13 protein-coding genes are annotated in these 16,646 nt (G+C 70.1%); 9 read left to right on the top strand and 4 right to left on the bottom strand.

Annotated elements, in window-relative coordinates:
• Positions 1 to 129: 129 nt before the first annotated feature.
• Complete coding sequence (locus ACZ4XX_RS37760) at positions 130 to 423, bottom strand: DUF397 domain-containing protein (RefSeq protein ID WP_266969819.1); 294 nt, start codon at positions 421 to 423, stop codon at positions 130 to 132.
• Between the two features lie 99 nt (positions 424 to 522).
• Positions 523 to 4,491, bottom strand: a complete 3,969-nt coding sequence (eccCa, locus tag ACZ4XX_RS37755; protein ID WP_468512335.1) for a type VII secretion protein EccCa — start codon at positions 4,489 to 4,491, stop codon at positions 523 to 525.
• A gap of 183 nt (positions 4,492 to 4,674) precedes the next feature.
• On the opposite strand from eccCa, the gene eccD reads away from it, so the two are divergent.
• From eccD to ACZ4XX_RS37725, 6 genes are all read left to right on the top strand, one after another.
• Positions 4,675 to 6,153, top strand: a complete 1,479-nt coding sequence (gene eccD / locus ACZ4XX_RS37750) for a type VII secretion integral membrane protein EccD (protein ID WP_468512334.1) — start codon at positions 4,675 to 4,677, stop codon at positions 6,151 to 6,153.
• A 181-nt stretch (positions 6,154 to 6,334) separates the two neighbouring features.
• Positions 6,335 to 6,625, top strand: a complete 291-nt coding sequence (rpsO, locus tag ACZ4XX_RS37745; protein WP_231071434.1) for a 30S ribosomal protein S15 — start codon at positions 6,335 to 6,337, stop codon at positions 6,623 to 6,625.
• Between the two features lie 283 nt (positions 6,626 to 6,908).
• Positions 6,909 to 9,128, top strand: a complete 2,220-nt coding sequence (locus ACZ4XX_RS37740; RefSeq protein WP_468512333.1) for a polyribonucleotide nucleotidyltransferase — start codon at positions 6,909 to 6,911, stop codon at positions 9,126 to 9,128.
• Positions 9,125 to 10,504 (top strand): M16 family metallopeptidase, encoded by a 1,380-nt coding sequence (locus ACZ4XX_RS37735; protein WP_468512332.1) that lies wholly within the window; start codon positions 9,125 to 9,127, stop codon positions 10,502 to 10,504. The genes ACZ4XX_RS37740 and ACZ4XX_RS37735 overlap by 4 nt, the downstream gene beginning before the upstream one ends.
• A 26-nt stretch (positions 10,505 to 10,530) precedes the next feature.
• Positions 10,531 to 11,283, top strand: coding sequence for a 4-hydroxy-tetrahydrodipicolinate reductase (gene dapB, locus ACZ4XX_RS37730; RefSeq protein WP_468512331.1), 753 nt, complete (start codon positions 10,531 to 10,533; stop codon positions 11,281 to 11,283).
• Between the two features lie 5 nt (positions 11,284 to 11,288).
• Positions 11,289 to 11,741, top strand: a complete 453-nt coding sequence (locus ACZ4XX_RS37725; protein ID WP_468512330.1) for a tetratricopeptide repeat protein — start codon at positions 11,289 to 11,291, stop codon at positions 11,739 to 11,741.
• On the opposite strand, the gene ACZ4XX_RS37720 is transcribed toward ACZ4XX_RS37725, so the two are convergent.
• Both ACZ4XX_RS37720 and ACZ4XX_RS37715 read right to left on the bottom strand, forming a co-directional pair.
• On the bottom strand, positions 11,731 to 12,291 hold the full coding sequence (locus ACZ4XX_RS37720) for a hypothetical protein (protein WP_468512329.1): 561 nt from the start codon (positions 12,289 to 12,291) through the stop codon (positions 11,731 to 11,733). The genes ACZ4XX_RS37725 and ACZ4XX_RS37720 overlap by 11 nt on opposite strands.
• A gap of 54 nt (positions 12,292 to 12,345) precedes the next feature.
• Positions 12,346 to 12,585 (bottom strand): hypothetical protein, encoded by a 240-nt coding sequence (locus ACZ4XX_RS37715; RefSeq protein ID WP_468512328.1) that lies wholly within the window; start codon positions 12,583 to 12,585, stop codon positions 12,346 to 12,348.
• 153 nt (positions 12,586 to 12,738) lie between these two features.
• On the opposite strand from ACZ4XX_RS37715, the gene thyX reads away from it, so the two are divergent.
• The 3 genes from thyX to ACZ4XX_RS37700 all read left to right on the top strand — a co-directional run bounded on the left by thyX (position 12,739) and on the right by ACZ4XX_RS37700 (position 16,343).
• Positions 12,739 to 13,479, top strand: a complete 741-nt coding sequence (gene thyX / locus ACZ4XX_RS37710) for an FAD-dependent thymidylate synthase (protein ID WP_329283675.1) — start codon at positions 12,739 to 12,741, stop codon at positions 13,477 to 13,479.
• Between the two features lie 179 nt (positions 13,480 to 13,658).
• Positions 13,659 to 14,558: a 4-hydroxy-tetrahydrodipicolinate synthase gene (gene dapA / locus ACZ4XX_RS37705; RefSeq protein ID WP_468512327.1), complete on the top strand. Its 900-nt coding sequence runs from the start codon at positions 13,659 to 13,661 to the stop codon at positions 14,556 to 14,558.
• A 99-nt stretch (positions 14,559 to 14,657) separates the two neighbouring features.
• The gene (locus ACZ4XX_RS37700; RefSeq protein WP_468512326.1) at positions 14,658 to 16,343 is read left to right on the top strand and encodes a ribonuclease J; all 1,686 of its coding nucleotides are present in this window, start codon (positions 14,658 to 14,660) and stop codon (positions 16,341 to 16,343) included.
• Positions 16,344 to 16,646: the final 303 nt, after the last annotated feature.

Below are 16,646 nucleotides of genomic sequence, written 5' to 3'. Positions count from 1 at the left end.
GGTAGGGCATAGAAGGGAGCAAAGCGGAGTGAGCCCGCCTCTCTTCCTCCGCGGGCACCCATCCTCCGGGCCGTGTGGGGTTCCCCCCCCCCCCCCCGCCCCCCCCACCCCCTCACGCGTGTCCGACGCCTACCGCAGGTCGAACTCGCCGTCCCTGGCCCCGAGGACGAACGCGTCCCACTCGGCCTTCGTGTACCGCAGCACCGTGTCCTTGTCGAGGGACGAACGCATCGCCACCGCCCCCTCCGGGAGCCGGGCGATCTCCACCCGCTCCTCGTCGGGGCTCGTCCCGGGAGCGCCCTCCCACTCGACGCCCGAGATGTCGAGCGCGTACAGCTCGTCCTTCTGGCGCTGCTTCTCGGCGGCCAGAGCGGCGTCGGCGGCGCTGTCGGCGCTGGTCGTGCTCGTGTCTGCGTCGGTCATCGGCGCGGTCCCTTCGCGGTGGTACGGCGGTCCCTCCCACAGTAGTGGGACCGCCGTACCCGGCCGGCGGGAATTCCCCCGCCCGTCCGGCCCGCTCCGTCAGTGCTGTTCCGGCAGCCAGCCCAGCTGCACCAGCGGCGCGCCCCGCTTCCGCGACACGAACGTGCCCCGGCCCGGAGGCATCGGCCGCGCCCGGACGTTGCCGAGGATGTCGCCCTCCTGCGGGTCGCCGGAGAGGATCACGCCCTGCGCGCCCAGCTCCTTCACCCGCTGCATGAACGGCTCGTACATCGCGCGGGAGGCACCACCGGCGCTGCGCGCCACGATGAACCGGATGCCGACGTCCCGGGCGAACGGCAGGTTCTCCACCAGCAGCGCGAGCGGGTTCCCCGAGTTGGTGGCCACCAGCTCGAAGTCGTCGACCAGGACGTACAGTTGCGGCCCCGTCCACCAGCTGCGGTCGCGCAGCTGCTGCGGTGTGATGTCGGGCTTGGGCGCCCGCTTCGTCATCACCGTGTTGATCGCCTCCATGTGCATCTGCATGGCGGAGGCCATCGGCGCGTACTCCAGGAGGTGCGAGGGCGCGACCGCCTCCAGCATCGTCCGCCGGTAGTCGCCCACCACGATCCGCGCCTGCTCCGGCGTGTACCGCTCGCACAGCTGCTTCGCGATGAGCCGCAGCAGCGCCGTCTTGCCGGACTCGCTCTCGCCGAAGATCAGGAAGAACGGGTCCGACTCGAAGTCGACGAACACCGGCTCCAGGTTCGTCTCGTCGATGCCGATCGCGATGCCGTGCTGCGGGTACTCGAAGCCCTTCGGCAGCCGCTCCGCCGGCAGCTTGCGCGGCAGCAGCCGCACCGCGGGGGCCGGAGCCCCGGTCCAGGAAGCCTGCACCGACCGTACGAACGCCGCCGTGCCGTCCGACAGGTCGGCCGCCGAGCTCGATCCGTCGATCCGCGGCAGCGCGCCCATGAAGTGCAGCTTCTCGGGCACCTGGCCGCGACCCGGCACGCCCGCCGGCACGTTCGCCGCGACCTTGCGGTCGAACTCGGAGTCCATGACGTCACCGAGCCGCAGCTCCAGCCGGCCCAGCATCTGGTCCTTGAGCGCCGCACGCACCTCCATGTACCGGGAGGCGGTGATCACCACATGGATGCCGTAGCCGAGACCGCGCGCGGCGATGTCGGAGACGATCGGCTCCAGGACGTCGTAGTCGTTGCGGAAACCGCCCCAGCCGTCCACGACCAGGAAGACGTCTCCCCAGGCCTCGCCCGGCAGTTCGCCGGCCGCGCGCTTGCGCCGGTAGGTCGCGATCGAGTCGATGGCGTTCGAGCGGAAGAACTCCTCGCGCCGGTTCAGCACGCCCAGCACCTCGGCCACCGTACGCCGCACCCGCTCCGGGTCCAGCCGGGACGCGACCCCGCCGACGTGCGGCAGGTCGGCGAGCGAGACCATGCTGCCACCACCGAAGTCCAGGCAGTAGAACTGCACCTCGGCCGGGGTGTGGGTGAGCGCGAACGACGAGATGAGCGTGCGCATGATCGTCGACTTGCCGGACTGCGGACCGCCGACCACCATCATGTGGCCCGCCGCGCCCGAGAAGTCCCGGTACAGCACCTCACGCCGCTGCTCGAACGGCTTGTCGATGAGGCCGAGCGGCACCGTGAGCCCGCCCTGACGCGTGTACTCGGTCGCCGTGAGTCCCCGGTCCGCGGTCTGCGCGAGACCCGGGAGCAGCTGGTCGAGCGACGGCGCCTGGTCGAGCGGCGGCAGCCACACCTGGTGCGCGGGCACGCCCTGGCCCTCCAGCCGGCGCACGATCACGTCGAGGACGGTGTCCGCGAGCGCGTCGTCCTCCTCCGCCCGCTGCTGCGCGAGGTAGGCGGGGTCCGGCGCCGCGTACACGACGGGAACCGGCGCCGCCGTGAACAGCGCGGGACGCCGCTCCACCGGCATGTGCCCGATCTCGAGCCGCGGCCCGCCCGTCCGGTACGTGCCCGAGACGTACGCCGCCTTGAAGCGGGTCATCTCGTCCGTGCCGAACTTCAGATAGCCCGAACCCGGCACCGAGGGCAGGTGGTACGCGTCCGGCACACCGATCGCCGTCCGCGACTCCGCCGCCGAGAAGGTCCGCAGACCGATCCGGTACGAGAGGTACGTGTCCAGGCCGCGCAGCTTGCCCTCCTCCAGGCGCTGCGAGGCGAGCAGCAGATGCACACCCAGGGAGCGGCCGATGCGGCCGATCTGGATGAACATGTCGATGAAGTCGGGCTTGGCGGTGAGGAGTTCGGAGAACTCGTCGATCACGAGGACCAGCGAGGCGAGCGGTTCGAGCGGCGCGCCCGCCGCGCGCGCCTTCTCGTAGTCGTGGATGTTGGCGTAGTTGCCGGCCGACCGCAGCAGCTCCTGACGCCGCTGCAGCTCACCGCGGATCGCGTCGCCCATGCGGTCGACGAGCGTCAGATCGTCCGACAGGTTGGTGATGACCGCCGCCACGTGCGGCATCTGCGACATGCCCGCGAAGGTCGCGCCGCCCTTGAAGTCCGCGAGGACGAAGTTCAGCGTCTCCGACGAGTGCGTCACCGCGAGGCCGAGGACCAGCGTCCGCAGCAGCTCCGACTTTCCGGAACCCGTGGCGCCCACGCACAGACCGTGCGGGCCCATGCCCTCCTGCGCCGCCTCCTTGAGGTCGAGCATGACCGGCTGGCCGTCCTCGCCGACACCGATCGGCACCCGGAGGCGCTCGGCCACCGAACGGGGCCGCCAGGTCCGCGCCACGTCCACCGAGGCCGCGTCGCCCAGGTTCAGCAGATCCGTGAAGTCCAGATTGGCGAGCAGCGGCTCGTCGTCGTCCCCGCCGCCCATCTTCAGCGGGGCCAGCTGGCGGGCCAGCGCCTCCGCTGCGGGCAGCGAGATGCCGTCCGGCAGACCCTCGTACGCGAAACCGCCGCCCGACTCCAAACGCAGCCGGCCCGGCCGTACGACCACGGACAGCCCACCGCGCTGCTCGTCGAGGTCGCCGGAGACGACCTCCACGATCGTCACGCCCTGGAGGCCCTCGGCCGCCGCGAGCAGCGAGTCCGGCGGCACCAGGCCACCGCGGGTGGAATCGGAGTCGAGGACCACGACCACGTGCGGCTGGTCGAGGACCGGCTGGTTGTCCCGGGAGAACCGCGGCCGGCCGTCCAGCTTCGAGCGGACCAACTGCTCCAGCTCACCGAGGTCGTCGCCGAACAGACGCTTCGTGCCCGCCCCGTCGACCTGCCCCGGCACCTGCGTGTGCGGCAGCCACTTCGTCCAGTCCCAGCGCTCCTGCGCCGGCCGGGCCGCGACCACCGCGAGCATCAGGTCGTCGGGGGAGTGCAGGGTCACCAGCTGCGCCACCAGGGCACGCGCCGCCGCCTGCGCCGACTCCGGCTCACCGGACACCGTCACGTGGTAGAACGCCCGCATCGAGACCGCCATCGGCAGCCCGTCCAAGGTGCCGTGCACCGCCAGGAACTGCTGCATCGCACCCGCGGACAGCGGCTCGAGCTCGTCCACCGGAGCCGTGTCCGGCGCCACGAGGGGCGTCGCCAACTGCTGCGCCCCGAGCCCTATCCGCGCCTGACCGAAGTCGTGGTCGCCGACCCGGCGCTCCCACACCCGCGAGCCCTCGGCCACGACCGACCACAACTGCTCGGGAGACGGGTGCAGATACAGCTGCGCGTCCCGCTGCCTGTGGGCCGTGCGCCGCACCGTACGCCGGGTCTGCGCGAGGTATTTGAGGTAGTCGCGGCGGACATCGGACATTTGCCCCTGCGTACCGCGACGGAATCTCACGAACTGGGCGACGGCCATCGCGACCGTCGAGGCAAGCATCAGCGTGCCCATGATCCGCATGATCGGCGACGGCGTCATGAAGAAGAACACCACCGAAGAACCCATGCCGAGCATCGGCAGGAGCTGCATCAACGCCGACTCCTGCTGTCCCCGCGGGAGTTCCGGCGGAGACTCCAGGACCAGTTCCCCACCGGGCACTTCCGGCGGAAGAGACCTCGGCGGGCGTTTGACGACGATCTGGCTCACCGGCGCATCAATCCCTCGTTGGAGGCGGGCTCGTGGCGGGAGCATCCGCCCGGCACCCCTGTCGGCAGCCGGGCACACGGACTTCCCCCATGGGACGGCGATCCTACTTGCAGCCCTCACCCGCCGTCCCCGGTAGGGTGGCGCGCGCATCGTGCGCAACCGCGAATCAGGGGGTCCAGACACGTGAGTACGACCGCAGCGACCGGTTTCTGCCGCGTCACCGTCGTGGCGCCGGACAGCCGCATCGACGTCGCGCTCCCCGAGGACATCGCCGTCGCCGACGTCTACCCGGAGATCCTGCGCCTCACCGGACAGACACAGGCCGCCGGTACGCCCACCGGCTACCACCTGGTCCGCCGGGACGGATCCGTCCTCGACGGGGCCCGCACCCTCGCGGCCCAGCAGGTCCTCGACGGCGAGGTGCTCTCCCTGCGCCCGTTCGCCCAGTCCCTGCCGCCGGCCGTCTACGACGACGTGTCCGACGCCGTCGCCTCCGCCGTCACCCGCGACCGGCACCTGTGGAGCGACGAGCTGCTGCGCGGCGCCGGACTCCTCGGCGGCGTGCTGCTCCTCGTCCTGATGGGCTTCGTGCTCTGGTTCGCCGACCCGATCCGGCACGACATGCACAGCCTGCCCGGGATCATCGCGGGCGCCGCCGGATTCCTCCTCACCGCCTTCGCCGGAGTACGCGCCCGCGTGTACGGCGACCGGGCCACCGCCGTCGCCCTCGGCCTGGGCGCGCTGCCGCTGCTGCTCATCGCCGGCTCCGGCATCGTCGGCCCCGACGCGGGCCAGGGCCCCGGCCGCCTCCAGTTCCTGCTCGGCTGCGTCACCGTCCTCGTCGCCTCGGTGGCGCTCGTCGCGCTCACCCCCAGCGGCGACGCGCCCTTCGTCGCCGCCACCTTCCTCGCCACCGTCGGCACCCTCGCGACCTTCGTCGCGATCCTCACCGAGTCGACCGCCACCGAGACGGCCTCCGCCTGCGCCCCCGTCGCCATCGGCCTGGTCGCCTTCCTGCCCGGCCTCTCCGCCCGCTTCGCCCGGCTCCCCATCGGCTACGCCGCCCCCCGCAGCGCCGCCGACGACGAGTTCCACGGCGACCCGCAGCAGCCGGCCGGTGACGACCACCAGCCCGTCGACGGCGAGCGCATCGCGCTCCAGGCCCGCCGCGGCCACGAGATGCTCCTGGGCCTGGTCGGCGGCTGCGCCGCGGTCGTCGTCGGCTCCGCGGCCGTCCTCGGCTTCGCCGGAAACATCTGGGGCCAGCTCCTCGCCCTCGCCGCCGGCCTGGCGATGCTGCTGCGCGCCCGCCTCTTCCGCTACACCTCGCAGGTCGTCTGCGTCCTGGTCGCCGGCATCGCCGCCATCGCGCTGCTCGTCCTCGGCCTCTCCCTCAACCCGCCGGCGGACCTGGTCAAGGACCTCCTCATGTACGGCGACCGAGGCGGCCTGGACATCCGTACGATCTGGCTCACCGCGTCCGTCGCCGCCGGAGCCGCGCTGATCACCGCGATCGGCCTGATCATCCCGAGGAAGGGCCTCTCCCCGTTCTGGGGCCGCCTCCTCGACCTGGCCGAGGGCTTCGTCCTGCTCTCCCTCGTCCCGCTCTGCCTCGCCGTCCTCGACGTCTTCTCCACCGTCCGGTCCTTGACCAGCAAGTAGACGTCTGCTGCGGGGGCGCTCCGGCGAGCTGGTACGCTGTGTGACGGCCGTTTGTGTACGCGCTCCCGGAATCCTCTGGAAGCTGCGCCCATCGGACCTTCGCCCGTCGAGTCACGGAAGCTTCCCCTGAGATCAAGACCAGGGGCACTCACGGGCGCACGAATACCTAGAGGAGATCCGCGTGGCTCTCGACGCCGCTGTCAAGAAGCAGATCATGACCGAGTTCGGCACCAAGGAGGGCGACACCGGCTCCCCCGAGGTCCAGGTCGCCATGCTGTCCCGTCGCATCTCGGACCTGACCGAGCACCTCAAGCAGCACAAGCACGACCACCACTCCCGTCGTGGTCTGCTCATCCTGGTCGGCCAGCGCCGCCGCCTGCTGCAGTACCTGGCCAAGAAGGACATCGCGCGCTTCCGTACGCTCGTCGACCGGCTCGGCATCCGCCGTGGTGCGGCCGGCGGCGCCAAGTAAGTCGCCGTTGAGGGAGCGGTTCCCCCTTTCAGGGGGCCGCTCCCTTTGCTGTACGTGCACAAAGTGCGCATCGGCCCGTAGGCTGGTCGCACAACCCCCATAACGACGAGCGAGGAGCCGCCGGCTCGCCGCCGGTCCTCGGTAGTGGCCCCCGGAACGAATCCCCGGGTGCTTCGATCGAAGACCGGCCAGCACCCGAGGCGCGCTTCTCCGCCCCCGTCGCACACCGTCCCCGGCCACACGGGCCCCGGACGCAAAGACGAACACGTAGGAGAAACCGCTAGTGGAGAACGAGACCCACTACGCCGAGGCCGTCATCGACAATGGCACCTTCGGTACCCGCACCATCCGCTTCGAGACCGGCCGTCTGGCCAAGCAGGCCGCCGGCTCCGCCGTCGCCTACCTGGACGACGACACGATGGTCCTTTCGGCGACCACCGCCTCGAAGCGCCCCAAGGACCAGCTCGACTTCTTCCCCCTGACGGTGGACGTCGAGGAGCGGCAGTACGCGGCCGGCAAGATCCCCGGCTCCTTCTTCCGCCGGGAGGGCCGCCCCTCCGAGGACGCGATCCTCACCTGCCGCCTGATCGACCGCCCGCTGCGCCCCTCCTTCAAGAAGGGCCTGCGCAACGAGATCCAGATCGTCGAGACGATCATGGCGCTCAACCCCGACCACCTGTACGACGTGGTCGCGATCAACGCCGCCTCGGCGTCCACGATCCTCGCGGGCCTGCCCTTCTCCGGCCCCATCGGCGCCACCCGCGTCGCCCTGATCAAGGGCCAGTGGGTCGCCTTCCCGACGCACACCGAGCTCGAGGACGCCGTCTTCGACATGGTGGTCGCCGGTCGCGTCCTGGAGGACGGCGACGTCGCGATCATGATGGTCGAGGCCGAGGCCACCGAGAAGACGATCGAGCTCGTCAAGGGCGGCGCCGAGGCGCCGACCGAGGAGGTCGTCGCCGCCGGTCTCGAGGCCGCGAAGCCCTTCATCAAGGTCCTCTGCAAGGCCCAGTCGGACCTCGCCGCCAAGGCCGCCAAGCCCACCGGCGAGTTCCCGGTCTTCCTGGACTACCAGGACGACGTCCTCGAGGCGCTCACCGCCGCCGTCAAGGGTGAGCTCACCAAGGCGCTCACCATCGCCGCCAAGCAGGAGCGCGAGGCCGAGCTCGACCGCATCAAGGAGCTCGCCGCCGAGAAGCTCCTCCCGGCCTTCGAGGGCCGCGAGAAGGAGATCTCGGGTGCCTACCGCGCGCTGACCAAGAAGCTGGTCCGCGAGCGTGTCATCAAGGACAAGGTCCGCATCGACGGCCGTGGCCTGACCGACATCCGTACGCTCGCGGCCGAGGTCGAGGCCATCCCGCGCGTGCACGGCTCGGCGCTGTTCGAGCGTGGCGAGACCCAGATCCTGGGCGTCACCACCCTCAACATGCTCCGTATGGAGCAGCAGCTGGACACCCTCTCCCCGGTGACCCGCAAGCGCTACATGCACAACTACAACTTCCCGCCGTACTCCGTCGGTGAGACCGGCCGCGTGGGCTCGCCCAAGCGCCGCGAGATCGGCCACGGCGCGCTCGCCGAGCGCGCCATCGTGCCGGTGCTGCCGACGCGCGAGGAGTTCCCCTACGCGATCCGCCAGGTGTCCGAGGCCCTCGGCTCCAACGGTTCGACGTCGATGGGCTCGGTCTGCGCCTCCACCATGTCGCTGCTGAACGCCGGTGTGCCGCTCAAGGCCGCCGTCGCCGGTATCGCCATGGGTCTGATCTCCGAGGAGATCGACGGCAAGACGCACTACGTCGCCCTCACCGACATCCTCGGTGCGGAGGACGCCTTCGGCGACATGGACTTCAAGGTCGCCGGCACGAAGCAGTTCGTGACCGCGCTCCAGCTCGACACCAAGCTCGACGGCATCCCCGCCTCGGTCCTGGCCGCCGCGCTGAAGCAGGCCCGCGACGCGCGTCTGCACATCCTCGACGTGATGAACGAGGCGATCGACGTTCCGGACGAGATGTCCCCGAACGCGCCGCGCATCATCACGGTCAAGATCCCGGTGGACAAGATCGGTGAGGTCATCGGCCCCAAGGGCAAGATGATCAACCAGATCCAGGAGGACACCGGCGCCGAGATCACGATCGAGGACGACGGCACCATCTACATCGGTGCCCAGCAGGGCTCGCAGGCCGAGGCCGCCCGCGCCACGATCAACGGCATCGCCAACCCGACCATGCCGGAGGTCGGCGAGCGTTACCTGGGTACGGTCGTCAAGACCACCACCTTCGGTGCCTTCGTCTCCCTGCTCCCGGGCAAGGACGGCCTCCTGCACATCTCGCAGATCCGCAAGCTCGCCGGTGGCAAGCGCGTGGAGAACGTCGAGGACGTGCTGGCGATCGGCTCCAAGGTCCAGGTCGAGATCGCCGAGATCGACCAGCGCGGCAAGCTGTCCCTGATCCCCGTGATCGCGGACGAGGACGGCGCCGCCGACGACAAGGGCGACACCGACCAGTGACGTCCCGTAGTCCCCGCGCGACGGCCCGCCCCTCTTCGGAGGGGCGGGCCGTCGCCCGTACCCAAACGCTTCTCCCGGGCAAGGACGGCATCGGCACGGTCCGCCGCACGACCCTCCCCGGCGGCCTCCGGATCGTCACCGAGACCCTTCCCTCCGTGCGCTCCGCCACCTTCGGCATCTGGGCGCACGTCGGCTCCCGCGACGAGACCCCGGCGCTCAACGGCGCCACCCACTACCTGGAGCACCTCCTCTTCAAGGGCACCCACAAGCGGTCCGCCCTCGACATCTCCGCCGCGATCGACGCGGTCGGCGGCGAGATGAACGCCTTCACGGCGAAGGAGTACACCTGCTACTACGCCCGGGTCCTCGACACCGACCTGCCGCTGGCGATCGACGTCGTCTGCGACATGCTCACGGGTTCGCTCATCCTCGACGAGGACGTGGACGCCGAGCGCGGTGTCATCCTCGAAGAGATCGCGATGACCGAGGACGACCCCGGTGACGTCGTGCACGAGCTCTTCGCGCAGACCATGTTCGGCGACACCCCGCTGGGCCGCCCGGTCCTCGGCACCGTCGACACGGTCAACGCCCTCACCCGCGGCCAGATCTCCCGCTTCTACAAGAAGCACTACGACCCGACCCACCTGGTCGTGGCCGCGGCCGGCAACGTCGACCACGCCACGGTGGTACGCCAGGTCCGCCGCGCCTTCGAGAAGGCCGGCGCCCTCACCCGTACCGACGCCGCCCCCGTCGCCCCCCGCGACGGCCTGCGCACCCTGCGCGCGGCGGGCCGCGTCGAGCTCCTGAACCGCAAGACCGAGCAGGCCCACGTGGTCCTCGGCATGCCGGGTCTGGCCCGCACCGACGAGCGCCGCTGGGCCCTCGGCGTACTGAACACCGCCCTCGGCGGCGGCATGTCCTCCCGCCTCTTCCAGGAGGTCCGCGAGAAGCGCGGCCTGGCCTACAGCGTGTACTCGTACACCTCGGGCTTCGCCGACTGCGGCCTCTTCGGGGTGTACGCGGGCTGCCGCCCCGGCCAGGTCCACGACGTCCTGAAGATCTGCCGCGACGAGCTCCACAAGGTCGCTTCCGACGGCCTCACGGACGACGAGATCGCCCGCGCCGTCGGCCAGCTCTCCGGTTCGACCGTGCTCGGCCTCGAGGACACCGGCGCCCTGATGAACCGCATCGGCAAGAGCGAGCTGTGCTGGGGCACCCAGATGTCGGTCGACGACATGCTGGACCGGATCGCGGCCGTCACCCCGGACGAGGTCCGCGAGGTCGCCCGCGATGTACTGGACCAGCGGCCCTCGCTCTCGGTGATCGGCCCGCTGAAGGACAAGCAGGCGGACCGCCTCCACCAAGCGGTCTCCTGACCCCGATCCCTAAGGAATTCAGAGCAATGAGCAAGCTGCGCGTGGCGGTCCTCGGTGCACAGGGCCGTATCGGCTCCGAGGCCGTCAGGGCCGTCGAGGCCGCCGAGGACATGGAACTGGTCGCGGCCCTCGGCCGCGGCGACAAGCTGGAGCGCCTCGTCGAGGCGGGCGCCCAGGTCGTCGTCGAGCTGACCACCCCCGCCTCGGTCATGGAGAACCTCGACTTCTGCGTGCGCCACGGCATGCACGCGGTCGTCGGCACCACCGGCTGGACCGAGGAACGCCTCGCGCAGCTGCGGACCTGGCTCGCCGCCTCTCCGGAGACCGGCGTCCTCATCGCTCCGAACTTCTCCATCGGCGCGGTCCTCACGATGAAGTTCGCCCAGCTCGCGGCCCCGTACTTCGAGTCCGTCGAGGTGATCGAGCTGCATCACCCGCACAAGGTGGACGCCCCCTCCGGCACCGCCACCCGGACGGCCCAGCTGATCGCGGCCGCCCGCGCCGAGGCCGGCCTCGGCGCCCAGCCGGACTCCACCGCGACCGCCCTGGACGGGGCGCGCGGCGCCGACGTCGACGGCGTCCGCGTCCACTCCGTACGCCTGTCGGGCCTCCTGGCCCACCAGGAGGTGCTGCTCGGTGGCGAGGGCGAGACCCTGACGGTCCGCCACGACTCGCTGCACCACTCCAGCTTCATGCCGGGCATCCTTCTGGGCGCCCGCCGTGTCCCCAGCACTCCGGGCCTCACCTTCGGCCTGGAGCACTTCCTGGACCTGGGCTGACGGTCATGGGCGGAAAGATCACGTACATCTTCCTCTCCACCGTGCTCGTCCTCGTCTTCGGCGTGGTGGCGATGGAGGGCGTCCTGCTGCTCCTCACGGGCGAGCCGGCCGCCATGGGCATGGGCGCGGTGGCGTTCCTGCTGCCCGCGGTCGGCGGCTGGTTCCTCTGGAAGAACACCCGGTTCGCCCGCCAGGCGGGCCGCCTCGCCACCGAACTGGAGGCGGAGGGCGGCCTGCCCGTCGACGAGCTGAAGCGCACCGAGGGCGGCCGGATCGACCGTGACTCGGCCGACGAGGTCTTCGCCCGGCGCAAGGCCGAGACGGAGGACACGCCGGACGACTGGCGCTGCTGGTTCCGGCTCGCGGTCGCCTATCACGACGCCCGCGACACCCCGCGGGCCCGCAAGGCGATGCAGAGGGCCATCGCCCTCCACGAGGGGCGTCCGGTCAGCGTGTAGCGGCCGGGACCACGCCGTACTCGGCGTTCCAGGCCTCTACCGTGTCGGCCGCCCGGTCGAAGGCCTCGACACGGGAGAGGAAGTCGGCGTTGTGGTCGGTGAGCAGCATCAGCTGCTCACCACCCTGCCGGTCGAGCACCAGGGCCTGGCCCTGGACGGTACGGGGGAGCCCCAGCCAGCGCACCGGCTGCTGCACGGTCCGTACCGCGGTCACCTTCGCCCACGGCACGGTGACGGTCGAGAAGAAGGCCACGCGGCGGATGCCGGCGCGGCTCACCCAGGTGCCCATGCGCAGCATGCGCAGGGCGGCCAGGATGACGAGTACGGCGGTGGCCAGGGTGGCGGCCCCACCGCTGAATCCTCCGGCCGCGGTGATGATCACCGCGGCGAGGAGGACGAACGAGGCCAGCAGCAGCGCGAGCGCCGCCGCACCGACCCGCCAGGACCCCGGCCGGTACGGGCGACGCCACTGGTCGTGGTCGTCGAACGGCAGGGCGACGTGGTCGGTCGTGTCAAAAGCACGGTCGGCCGTCAGAAAGGGCAGGGGCACGACAGGTCCTCACTCACAGGCACGCTCGAAGGGGCGATGCCCGGTGAGGCTACCTCAGCGGTTGTCGGAGGCTTCGGACTGCTGCTGACGAGTGGTGGAGTCGCCCGCCTGAAGGGACGGCATCCCGAAGACCAACGAGCCCACGAGACCGGCGACGACGGTCAGTCCCAGCAGGGTACGGCCCACGATCTGCGAGGCGCCGAGGCGCTCCCTGGGTGGCGGAGTGACGTTACTGCGGAAGTGGTCGGCCTCCGCGACGAACGCGAACGGTACGGCCTCTCGCCGGAGGAACATCAGGGCCACTCTCCTCGGGTTGTCGTCATGCGTCACAGGGAGAGACGACGGAACCGGGGTTTTGGTGCCCTATTTCACCAAAGCAGCCGAATCTCATCCTCCGGTAGGACGTCGTTAGAGTGGGCGACTGCACCCCGACTGGAAGGACCGCTGGTGAGCGACAGCCCCACCGAGAACGTGAAGATCGACTTCCGGAGCGACGTCACCGTTGACCTGGTCAAGAGCGCGGCGGCCGACTCCGACGTCCTCTGGGCGGCCCGGGTCTCCACGGCGGGCGAACAGTCCCTCGAAGAGCTCCAGAAGGACCCCGAGCGCTCGAAGGGCCTCATCAACTACCTGATGCGGGACCGCCACGGCAGCCCCTTCGAGCACAACTCGATGACGTTCTTCATCAGCGCCCCGATCTTCGTGTTCCGTGAGTTCATGCGGCACCGCGTGGGCTGGTCGTACAACGAGGAGTCGGGCCGCTACAGGGAGCTCCAGCCGGTCTTCTACGTCCCGGACACCTCCCGCAAGCTCGTCCAGGAGGGCCGCCCCGGCAAGTACGTCTTCGTCGACGGCACCCAGGAGCAGCACGACCTGGTGAGCCGCACGATGGAGGACTCGTACCGTCAGGCGTACGCCACCTACCAGGAGATGCTCGCCGCCGGCGTCGCCCGCGAGGTCGCCCGCTCGGTCCTCCCCGTCGGTCTCTTCTCCTCGATGTACGCCACGTGCAACGCGCGCTCGCTGATGCACTTCCTCGGTCTGCGCACCCAGCACGAACTGGCCGCGGTCCCGTCCTTCCCGCAGCGGGAGATCGAGATGGTCGGCGAGAAGATGGAGGAGCACTGGGCCCGGCTGATGCCGCTGACCCATGCGGCCTTCAACAAGAACGGCCGTGTGGCCCCGTAGGGCACAGATGTCCGAACACCTCGAGCGAAGTGTCCGTATTGCGACGTTTCGTGAAGTTCATCTAGGCTGATCAAACGGACCCGGCGCTGCCTGAACCCCCGAGCAGGCAGCGCCGGGCTCCCTTTCTCCTGTCCCCCCAGGGGGACACCCGGCGCTGAGCAGCGAGTAGCGTGTTACCCATGGCTCCGATCTCCACTCCGCAGACCCCCTTCGGGCGGGTCCTCACCGCCATGGTCACGCCCTTCACGGCGGACGGCGCACTCGACCTCGACGGTGCCCAGCGACTGGCCACCCATCTGGTGGACGCAGGCAACGACGGCCTCGTCGTCAACGGCACCACCGGCGAGTCCCCCACCACCAGCGACGCGGAGAAATCGGAGCTGGTACGAGCGGTACTGGAGGCGGTCGGCGACCGCGCCCACATCGTGGCCGGCATCGGCACCAACGACACCCACCACTCCATCGAGCTCGCCCGCACCGCCGAGCGCGACGGCGCACACGGCCTGCTCGCCGTCACCCCGTACTACAACAAGCCCCCGCAGGAGGGCCTGTACCGGCACTTCTCGGCCATCGCCGACGCCACCGAGCTCCCGGTGATGCTCTACGACATCCCCGGCCGCAGCGGCGTCCCGATCGACACCGAGACGCTCGTCCGGCTCGCCGAGCACCCGCGCATCGTCGCCAACAAGGACGCCAAGGGCGACCTCGGCCGCGCCAGCTGGGCCATCGCCCGCTCCGGCCTCGCCTGGTACTCCGGCGACGACATGCTCAACCTGCCCCTGCTCTCCGTCGGGGCCTGCGGCTTCGTCTCCGTCGTGGGCCACGTCGTCACCCCGGAGCTCCGCGCCCTCCTCGAGGCCCACCTGGGCGGCGAGATCCAGAAGGCCACCGAGATCCACCAGAAGCTGCTCCCGGTCTACACCGGGATGTTCCGCACCCAGGGCGTCATGACCACCAAGGCCGCCCTCGCCCTCCAGGGCCTCCCGGCCGGCCCCCTGCGGCTGCCCCTCGTGGAGCTGTCCCCCCAGGAGACCGAGCAGCTCAAGGTCGACCTGGCCGCCGGCGGGGTAGAGCTCTGACAACGGACTTCACAACTGAACACTGACAACAGCAAGTGCACGAATGTCATGCACGCCACGTGCCAAGGGGTACGTGGCGTGCGTGGTGAGGAGAGTCTTTTGAGTCATCCGCATCCCGAACTCGGTGCCCCGCCGAAGCTGCCGAAGGGCGCCCTGCGCGTCATCCCGCTCGGCGGGCTCGGCGAAATCGGCCGGAACATGACGGTCTTCGAATTCGACGGCCGTCTGCTCATCGTCGACTGCGGCGTCCTCTTCCCCGAAGAGGAGCAGCCGGGTGTCGACCTGATCCTCCCGGACTTCACCATCATCCGGGACCGCCTCGACGACATCGAAGGCATCGTGCTCACGCACGGCCACGAGGACCACATCGGTGCCGTCCCCTACCTGCTCCGGCTCAAGCCGGACATCCCGCTGATCGGCTCCAAGCTGACCCTCGCGCTGATCGAGGCCAAGCTCCAGGAGCACCGCATCCGCCCCTACACCCTCGAGGTGAAGGAGGGCGACCGGGAGGTCCTGGGTTCGTTCGACTGCGAGTTCATCGCGGTCAACCACTCCATCCCGGACGCGCTCGCGGTCGCGATCCGCACCCCCGCGGGCATGGCCGTCGCCACCGGCGACTTCAAGATGGACCAGCTTCCGCTGGACGGCCGCCTCACCGACCTCCACGCGTTCGCGCGTCTGAGCGAGGAAGGCATCGACCTTCTTCTCTCGGACTCCACGAACGCCGAGGTCCCGGGCTTCGTCCCGCCGGAGAAGGACATCTCCAACGTCCTGCGCACGGTCTTCGCGAACGCCCAGAAGCGCATCATCGTGGCCAGCTTCGCCAGCCACGTGCACCGCATCCAGCAGATCCTCGACGCCGCCCACGAGTACGGCCGCCGGGTCGCCTTCGTCGGCCGCTCGATGGTCCGCAACATGGGCATCGCCCGCGATCTGGGCTACCTCCGGGTCCCGGCCGGCCTCGTCGTGGACGTGAAGACCCTCGACGACCTGCCGGACGACGAGGTCGTGCTGGTCTGCACGGGTTCCCAGGGCGAGCCGATGGCGGCCCTGTCCCGCATGGCCAACCGCGACCACCAGATCCGGATCGTCCCCGGCGACACCGTGATCCTGGCGTCGTCCCTGATCCCGGGCAACGAGAACGCGGTCTACCGCGTGATCAACGGCCTGACCCGCTGGGGCGCGAACGTCGTCCACAAGGGCAACGCCAAGGTCCACGTCTCGGGCCACGCCTCGGCCGGCGAGCTGCTGTACTTCTACAACATCTGCCGCCCGAAGAACCTCATGCCGGTCCACGGTGAGTGGCGCCACCTGCGCGCCAACGCCGAGCTCGGCGCGATGACGGGTATCCCCAAGGACCACATCGTCATCGCCGAGGACGGCGTCGTCGTCGACCTGGTCGACGGCCGCGCGCGGATCACCGGCAAGGTCCAGGCGGGCTACGTGTACGTCGACGGCCTCTCGGTCGGCGACGTCACCGAGACCTCCCTCAAGGACCGCCGGATCCTCGGCGAGGAGGGCATCATCTCGGTCTTCGTCGTGGTCGACTCCTCGACGGGCAAGATCGTGGGCGGCCCGCACGTCCACGCCCGTGGTTCGGGCATCGACGACTCCGCGTTCGACGCGGTGCTCCCGAAGATCGACCAGGCCCTGAACAAGTCGTTCCAGGACGGCGTCGTGGAACCCCACCAGCTCCAGCAGCTGATCCGCCGCAGCGTCGGCAAGTGGGTCTCCGACACCTACCGCCGGCGCCCGATGATCCTCCCGGTCGTCGTAGAGGTCTGACGGGCCTGACGGCCTGACCAGCGCAACACCGGAGCGGGGCCCCTCGATTTGCATCGGGGCGCCCCGCTCCAGTACGTTTACGGCTCCGCCAGAACGGGAAGCCCCGGCGCCGACGTGCGCCCGAACGCTTCACCGGGAGGCGGGAAATCCGACTCAGATCTTCTGATAAAGTCGGAACCGCCGAAAGGCCCCCGGAGTGAAAACAAAAGGGACCGGAAAGCACCGAGGAAATCGGATCGGAAAGATCTGATAGAGTCGGAAACGCAAGACCGAAGGGAAGCCCGGAGGAAAGCCCGAGAGGGT

It is taken from the genome of Streptomyces sp. NPDC029956 (genome assembly GCF_055574655.1).
This window is presented reverse-complemented; position numbering and strand designations above follow the sequence as displayed.

What these genes read in the sequence shown, in the direction of transcription:
- ACZ4XX_RS37715 (WP_468512328.1), bottom strand. Translation starts at nt 12,585, where the DNA reads ATGTTCCTCCGGCGAGAGGCCGTACCGTTCGCGTTCGTCGCGGAGGCC.
- dapA (WP_468512327.1), top strand. Translation starts at nt 13,659, where the DNA reads ATGGCTCCGATCTCCACTCCGCAGACCCCCTTCGGGCGGGTCCTCACC.
- dapB (WP_468512331.1), top strand. Translation starts at nt 10,531, where the DNA reads ATGAGCAAGCTGCGCGTGGCGGTCCTCGGTGCACAGGGCCGTATCGGC.
- ACZ4XX_RS37760 (WP_266969819.1), bottom strand. Translation starts at nt 423, where the DNA reads ATGACCGACGCAGACACGAGCACGACCAGCGCCGACAGCGCCGCCGAC.
- ACZ4XX_RS37725 (WP_468512330.1), top strand. Translation starts at nt 11,289, where the DNA reads ATGGGCGGAAAGATCACGTACATCTTCCTCTCCACCGTGCTCGTCCTC.